Source organism: Nonomuraea sp. NPDC049784 (genome assembly GCF_040659615.1).
Taxonomy (GTDB): domain Bacteria; phylum Actinomycetota; class Actinomycetes; order Streptosporangiales; family Streptosporangiaceae; genus Nonomuraea.
Window position 1 is genome coordinate 1 of record NZ_JBFAMX010000569.1, and the last position, 6,665, is coordinate 6,665.

Annotated in this window: 9 protein-coding genes; 3 read left to right on the top strand and 6 right to left on the bottom strand. The window is 66.2% G+C overall.

Annotated features, from left to right (window positions below; translation table 11 throughout):
• Positions 1–40: 40 nt before the first annotated feature.
• The 3 genes from AB0J09_RS52075 to AB0J09_RS52085 all read right to left on the bottom strand — a co-directional run bounded on the left by AB0J09_RS52075 (position 41) and on the right by AB0J09_RS52085 (position 1,824).
• Positions 41–187, bottom strand: a complete 147-nt coding sequence (locus AB0J09_RS52075) for an LLM class flavin-dependent oxidoreductase (RefSeq protein WP_360709276.1) — start codon at positions 185–187, stop codon at positions 41–43.
• A 47-nt stretch (positions 188–234) separates the two neighbouring features.
• On the bottom strand, positions 235–714 hold the full coding sequence (locus AB0J09_RS52080; protein ID WP_360709255.1) for a hypothetical protein: 480 nt from the start codon (positions 712–714) through the stop codon (positions 235–237).
• Positions 715–1,671: 957 nt separating this feature from the next.
• Positions 1,672–1,824, bottom strand: a complete 153-nt coding sequence (locus tag AB0J09_RS52085; RefSeq protein ID WP_360709258.1) for a hypothetical protein — start codon at positions 1,822–1,824, stop codon at positions 1,672–1,674.
• Between the two features lie 447 nt (positions 1,825–2,271).
• Here AB0J09_RS52085 and AB0J09_RS52090 point away from each other — a divergent pair, with 447 nt between their 5' ends.
• From AB0J09_RS52090 to AB0J09_RS52100, 3 genes are all read left to right on the top strand, one after another.
• Entirely contained in the window at positions 2,272–2,562 is a 291-nt protein-coding gene (locus AB0J09_RS52090; protein ID WP_360709261.1) for a hypothetical protein, read from the top strand.
• Positions 2,563–2,646: 84 nt separating this feature from the next.
• The gene (locus AB0J09_RS52095; RefSeq protein WP_360709263.1) at positions 2,647–3,375 is read left to right on the top strand and encodes a GNAT family N-acetyltransferase; all 729 of its coding nucleotides are present in this window, start codon (positions 2,647–2,649) and stop codon (positions 3,373–3,375) included.
• A gap of 614 nt (positions 3,376–3,989) precedes the next feature.
• Positions 3,990–4,538, top strand: a complete 549-nt coding sequence (locus tag AB0J09_RS52100) for an NUDIX domain-containing protein (RefSeq protein WP_360709265.1) — start codon at positions 3,990–3,992, stop codon at positions 4,536–4,538.
• A 108-nt stretch (positions 4,539–4,646) separates the two neighbouring features.
• Here AB0J09_RS52100 and AB0J09_RS52105 read toward each other — a convergent pair whose 3' ends face one another.
• From AB0J09_RS52105 to AB0J09_RS52115, 3 genes are all read right to left on the bottom strand, one after another.
• The gene (locus tag AB0J09_RS52105) at positions 4,647–5,285 is read right to left on the bottom strand and encodes a DsbA family protein (protein ID WP_360709267.1); all 639 of its coding nucleotides are present in this window, start codon (positions 5,283–5,285) and stop codon (positions 4,647–4,649) included.
• Between the two features lie 18 nt (positions 5,286–5,303).
• Complete coding sequence (locus tag AB0J09_RS52110; protein WP_360709270.1) at positions 5,304–6,005, bottom strand: 3'-5' exonuclease; 702 nt, start codon at positions 6,003–6,005, stop codon at positions 5,304–5,306.
• Positions 6,006–6,096: 91 nt separating this feature from the next.
• The coding region (locus AB0J09_RS52115; protein WP_360709273.1) for a phosphoribosylaminoimidazolesuccinocarboxamide synthase at positions 6,097–6,665 on the bottom strand (569 nt) is incomplete at its 5' end.

The window sequence follows — 6,665 nt, forward strand, 5'->3', positions numbered from 1 at the left end:
CCCGCCAGGAAGCGCTGAGCCAAGGCGGTGAACTCCTCCCTCACGCCGCCCGACCCAGCCCGGCCCCCAGGATCGCGCGGCCGCCGCTCAGCCTGTCGAGCGTCGCCACCGTCTGGGCCAGACCCTCCGGGCAGTTCCGGGCCACGACGGTCACCGCCGTGCCCAGCCTGATGCGGAGGACCGTCAGCGCCGCCGCAGCTCCGCGAGCAGCAGGTTCGAGTCGTTCCTGCCAGGTTAGCGCCGTTGGTCACATAGGCCCGATTTCCTCGAACGACGACGGCCGTGGTCCTGCATGCCGTCCTCAGCGTCCAGCAGGGCCTCGTGGGCGCCGTCCGCGCCCACCCGCACGAGCTTGCTGGCCTGGTTGATCGCGGCGAGGATCTCGGTGCCCCGGCCGGTGAAGTGGAAGTCGTCGATGCCCTCCAGCCCCCTGGCCCGGACCTCGGCACGCCCGGAGCCGCCGCCCTTGGTCACCGGGATGCGAACGATGGTGCCGTGGTCGGAGTTGCTCGCCCACACGGCGCCGTCGTGGATCTTCAGGCCGTTGGCGCCGAAGAAGGCACCGGGCGCCAGGGCCGGGTCCGCCGACCACACGTAGGCCTCGCTGCCGCGCAGCGGGGCCTGCCAGATACACCCGCCGGTGGAGTCGGTGACCAGCAAGCGGTCCCGCTTGCCGTCGATGACCAGCGCGTTCGGCATGGTATCGGCAGACAACGGCACGACGAGCCGGGGCCTCCCGGAGCGACGGACCTGCCAGATCCCGGTCAGTCCGCCCTGCCCGGAGGAATAGAAGAAGCACACGGCGCCACTGCCCGACCGGGCGACCCCGATGACCCGGCCCCCCGACAACAGCCGTCCACGACACCCTCCAGCAGATGGCACAGAGCGAGCAGTCCCGTTCCCCGGGCTCGGGCGCGAGCGAGACCGCGTCGCCGCATGATTTGCCTCAGCGGGCCAACTCGCGCGCCGCTGACAGCGCCCAAGGTTGACCGCGACGCCCTGTGCCATGAAAGTTGAACGCGACCGATCGGCCCGGCCCGTATGACTCTGTCATAGCAGCGTGGAGCGCGTGCCTACACGCAATGAGCAAACTGCCGTCGTCCACCTTTCCGCAAGCAAAACGATAATCGTTTCGCAACGTCCTTGTGAAAGCGTACGGGCGAAGCCCGTGCCCTTCTGTATTGAAGATTGGACAGACGGTGGATACACGAGCGCTTGCCTTTACACTGTAGATCAGCTTCGGCGAGGTGAGATTGGGGCGGGCGCTGCTGGTAGCCGCCTGCCCCGTCACCGGCTTGACACCGACGCCACCCGCCGCTACCTGACCTACCTGGCTCGCCTTCCCTCTGGCCGCCATCGGCGACATCGCCTGCATGATCGGCAAATTGGTGTCAAGCAGCGTAAGGAAATTTGTCAGAGAACCAAGAGGTGGAGCCAAATCGCCGCCGCCGCCGTCATCGTCGCCGCTACTGTCGGGTCATGGCGAGTGGGAGATTACGCCTGACGTCAGGATCCTTACGGCTGAAAGGGCAGCCCTAAGGTACCGCTCAGGAATGCAATGTCATTCAACGTCCAAACGCCTGCACCGCCGTTGCCACGGGCACCGTGGCTACGGCGGTGCAGGCCGGCCTGCCTTTGTAGGAGGCACGTTGCCTTAGCCGAGTCGCTCGACTACCACTGGATCCATCCAAGGGGAGCAGGAGCGGCCTTAGCGGGGCAGGCGCAGGTTTGTGCGCTGGCGCCGCCAGCGGTGACGACACCGCCCAGCATGGCCAGGACGAGAGTGGACAGGGCCAGCATCAGGCGTATGCGGAGTCCAGACATAACTTCTCCTTCTGAGCGCGGCTGAAAGGTAAGATCGGATGAACACCACTCTTCCTGACTCACAGTTATGCCACATGTCAGAGAAATTGTCCGCAGTTTCGTCGGATTGATCCGTCTTCGTGCATCGCACTCTGGACGCTCAGGCTGCCTGATAAGTATGTTTACCCATGGTCATTACAGTTCGCTCGCTCCGTGGCCGTTGGAGACCTCCTGCATGGCTGACGTGGGAAGTCAAAGCGCGAGATGGCTGTTCGGGCATTCGGCCAGACAACGGCCAGCCGCCCGCGTAACGACGGTCGGCCGTGGTGCTGTGCTCATCCAGCGCAGCAGGGCCCTCGTCCGCGCTGAACGTTCGGGGTCCAGGCTTTTGGACAGGCCCCGCGATGACGCAGCATGATGGGCGAACCTCACTGCGAGGGTGCAAAACCGGCGACCCAGGAGATGCTCATGATCGACGGTCAGTCGCCTCGCCAAGGCGCCGCGTTCGAGAGTCCACCCAATGTCGCCTACGACCTGTGGGAACCGGACCTCCCTGCAGCGCCGCCCCCGTCCAGGCTGCGGGAGCTGCTGCACGCCATCGATGACGCCGCCGCTCAGACCAGCGACATCCCGGACCCGGACACGGCCAGCCCAGCATGGGTCCGGCTCACCGCGCTGCTCGAGGCGCTTGGTCTGGTGGCCGTCGTGGTCACGTTGTCAGGTCGAAGAATCCCTTCACGGCACGGCGGCGACCGCTAAGGTCTTATCCGATGCCCTTCGCAGCCGCGCTGCCACACGGCTCAAAGGTCATTTCGCCACGTCACTGCATTCAGAAGGGTATCGGTGACTGGTCAAGAGGCTCCATCAGAGACCCCATCTGCTCAGGAAGGCGCTGCAGCCGAGCAAGACGACCTGAGCGGCATCTGGCCCCTCGTCGGGCTTCGGCTGACAACCGAACGTCTTGAACTCGCGCTGCCCAACACACGTGACCTCGTCAATCTCTGCCGAGCTGCTGGCCAGATCCAGTCCCCCGGCGAGCCCCGATTCCAACAGTCCTACCTGTACGCGCTATCTCCGGAGCGGGAGCGGCAGCTGCTGCAGAGACACTGGCGGGCTCTGGCCCACTGGCGGCCGGACAGCTGGGACCTCCACCTCGCCATCCGCCTCAACGGAACCGCCATTGGTCTGCAGAACATGTGGGCGACCAACTTCGTCATCACGAGGACCGTGGAAACCGGCTCCTGGATCACGCTGGCCCATCAAGGGCGCGGTTACGGCACCGAAGCCCGCGCCGCGGTACTCGAGTTGGCGTTTACCCATCTTGGAGCGGTCGAGGCGTGTACGAAATACGTCGATGGGAACGCTGCGTCCGCGGCCGTGTCCAGGAAACTGGGCTACCGGAACAACGGACATCGAGTTTCCGCACGTGACGGCGAGAGACTTCTGCAGCATCTCATGGTCGTCGACGCTGCTACGTGGAGGCAGCACTCCCACGGTCAGGTGGACGTGATCGGACTTGCCTGCTGCCTGGGTCTGTTCGGTGTCGCTGCCAGTGAAGAAATGAGATCGTGACGGAGGCCGCGCAGGTGCAGACCACTCTCCGGTGAACATGGGGGTGTAAGGGCAGCGTATGCGTTCGGCGGTCGCAGCGGCCGATCTCCAGATCGCTCCTGGCAGTGAGGATCTCGGTGGTGGTGCTGGTGAGCTGCTCAGCAATGGGCAGGACTGCGTTGGTCTCAGCGGTGATCTGCTCGACCGGCTCCGTGGTGGCGTCCGCTCCTTGACGCTGCTCGGCCGCCACAGTGAGCCAGGCGCCCCGACGAGGCCAAGACCCACTTGCACGCCCAGGCGGGCCATCTGTAGACACGCCGGGTTCGTTGGACATCCCAGCGCGGGCAATGGATACCGCGACTGGGATGCCGAACCCCGCACCGTCACCTACTCGCCCGGCAACGTCTCCGGCGGCTGGCAAGTCCTGCCTCGATCACCCCCCTGGACGGGCGCGGACACCTGCCGTGTGTCTGGTCGTCATGAAAAGCCCCCGCCACTCTGGCCCCACCTGTAACATGCGAACCTCCTCATACGCCACGCTCTTTCTTAGGAGCTGACTGTGTCAGTGCTCGTCGCTCACAACCGGGGAGTCGGTTACGGAGAGTTCTGCTCTCGGGCTGGTGAGGGGGTGTCCCGTGGCAATCAGTGACACGGACATCTCGAGCGCGCTGTCCGCCTACCTTGACCATTACCCAGACGAGGCCGCGCTGCTGACTGAGCCGATGCACCTGCTGTCTCAGGGAGGGGATTTCGCCTCGCGCTGGAATTTCCGGATGCACGTGACTGTCGGTGCGTTGCTGGTCCGCGGCAACGAGATTCTGCTTGTCGAGCACCTCGCCTATGGGATCCCGTTGCAGCCGGGAGGCCACCTGGAGCCGATAGATACCACGCTGATCGACGCGGCAGTGCGCGAGTTGACAGAGGAGACCGGGATTGACCCGGCGGAGGTCGTCCCAGCCTCGCAGACCCCCGTCTACATCGAGTACGGCAGGGTTCCGGCACGACCGCAGAAGGGCGAGCCGGAGCACCACCACCTCGATATCGGGTACGCCTTCGTGACGGAGGCGGACATGGGGCTGATCCAGGAGTCCGAGGTGACGGGGGCCGCCTGGTATCCGCTCGACGAGGCCGAGCGCCTCGTTGGGCATCGCATCGCGCGAGCCGTACCGGCCCGAATCGGTTAAGGAGCCGTCGAGGCTTCTGCAGCCGCTGCTCGGCCCATGGGCCAGCCGAAGGAGGAAGCCTCGACGGCCCGCAGCCTCAGCAGGCGTCGGCCGAGTTGTGGGGTCCGCTCAGTCGAAGCGTGGTTTGACGCTGCGATCCCGGCTCCGCTTGAGCTCGAAGAAGCCCTCCGTCCCGGCGACCAGCACGAGGCCGTCCCAGAGCAGGCCGGCTGCGTCGCCACGAGGAGTCCGCCTGATCACGGGGCCGAACAGGGCTGTGCCGCCGATGCGGAGAACGGGGGTCCCGACATCGAGCCCAACCTCGTTGAACGCCTCGTCGTGGGAGTCTCTGATGAGCTGATCGAACTTCTCACTGCTGGCGGCTGCCGCCAGCGTCGCGGGCAGCCCAACCTCTGCGAGGGCTTCGGTGATGACCGTGGGGTCGTCGCGACGTTGCTGGTTGTGGCATCGGGTGCCGATGGCGGTGTACAGCGGCCCGAGGACGTCGCGGCCAGCGTGCTCAGCGGCGGCCGCGCAGACCCGCACCGGCCCCCATGCCTTCTCCATCAGGTCCCGGTACTCGTCGCTGAGCCCCTCGCCGTTGCGCTGGATGAGGTTCAGGTGGGCCAGCGACATCAGCCGCCAGTCGGCGTGCACTGGCCGGACCTGCTCGACCTCCAGGAGCCAGCGTGAGGTGACCCAGGCCCAGGGGCACAGCGGATCGAACCAGAACGGGACCTGCTCGCGGTCCAACTGTTGTTTGATCATGATGGTTACCGTCCTGTCTTAGACCGGTTCGCCATGCCCTCGCTCGCTGGCAGAAGGGACGTCGAACAACTCGCCTTGGGCGGGCATGTTGCACTTGGCGGTGCGTCCCGCGATCTTCACCAGAGCCGCGAGATCACTGAGCTCAGCATTCTCGTCCGCGGCGCTGACCAGCTGGATGAACACCTCGGCGGTGACCTCGACGTCGGCGTAGGCCCGGTGGCGATCCGCCGGATGCTTGATGGAGAAATGCGTCAGCAGTGTGTCGAGCCGGTGGTTGGGCAGGCCCGGGAAGAGGTATCTGGCCAGCGGAATCGTGTCCAGGAGGTCAATGCGGGCCAGCGCCGGGCAGTGCTCACGCTGGTTGTGGATGAGGTTGGCTTCGGTGGCGGCGTGTTGAGCGACCAGCAGGTATGGCTTGCCTGCGGCGAACCGCCGATCGAGCGCCCCCAGGACCTCGGCGGGACCGGGTGCCCGGCCCACCTGCTCGGCGGTCAATCCCGTTTGGGCCGTGACGGCCGGTGTGACCGGGGCGAACGCGGGCGGCCTGATGAGCGAGGAGAACGGCTTGCCGGCCGTCGTCCAGGCGCCGCTCGCGTAGCGGAGTGCGAGAGCGGCGACCTCGATAGGCTGGGCCGGATAGCCCTTGGGGGTCGTCGCCTCGAAGTCGATGACCACGAACGTCGTCGTCACGAAGGCGGGGTCGCCGGTCAAGCCGCCCATGTGTCCCCCGTTCTCCCAGGATGCGTGGCGGTGCCGACCCGCGCCCGCCATATTGAGGAGAGCATGCCTGAGCGCTGGTCGTCGTGTGCCGTCATTGACCAATGAGGTCGGCTATCGCCTGTGTGGCGGCGTGCAGGTCCGGCGCGTTCCACCGGCGCTCGCCGGTCCAGGTCTCGCTCAGGGACCGGTAGAGGTCCGACATCGCCGGCAGGAACTCGGGCGGGAGGGGCGCCGGCTGTGGCCACTGGCTCCGGGGCACGCCGTCGGCGATCAGCTGGCGGGTCGGTATGTCGAGCCTGTTGGCCACGTACCAGTTCCGTAAGACCTGCTTGCCGCAGTGCACTCCGTCGTACATCAGGCGGCTTTCATCGGGTGTGCCGGGGCTGTCGGCCAGCACGATGTGCGCATCGCTCGACACCAAGAACTCGGCTTTGCCGTCGCAGTGGCTCAGCCCGACCTTGGCAGCGTGCCCGGTCAGCACCTCGTTGACCTTGACGGTGGTGTCGTGCATCGCCTCGAAGTGCTCGTCGCTCAGCCCGGCCAGGCGCTGGGCCTCTGGCCGGCTGATGAACCGGTTGGTCTCTTCGAGCATCGTGGCGTACTCGATGAACGGATGCTCCAGCTTCGCGCCGGCCGCGCGAATGGCGCGGAGCCCGACCT

Coding starts and splice junctions, on each gene's coding strand:
- AB0J09_RS52110 (WP_360709270.1), bottom strand. CDS start 6,005: ATGGGCGGCTTGACCGGCGACCCCGCCTTCGTGACGACGACGTTCGTG.
- AB0J09_RS52090 (WP_360709261.1), top strand. CDS start 2,272: ATGATCGACGGTCAGTCGCCTCGCCAAGGCGCCGCGTTCGAGAGTCCA.
- AB0J09_RS52105 (WP_360709267.1), bottom strand. CDS start 5,285: ATGATCAAACAACAGTTGGACCGCGAGCAGGTCCCGTTCTGGTTCGAT.
- AB0J09_RS52085 (WP_360709258.1), bottom strand. CDS start 1,824: ATGTCTGGACTCCGCATACGCCTGATGCTGGCCCTGTCCACTCTCGTC.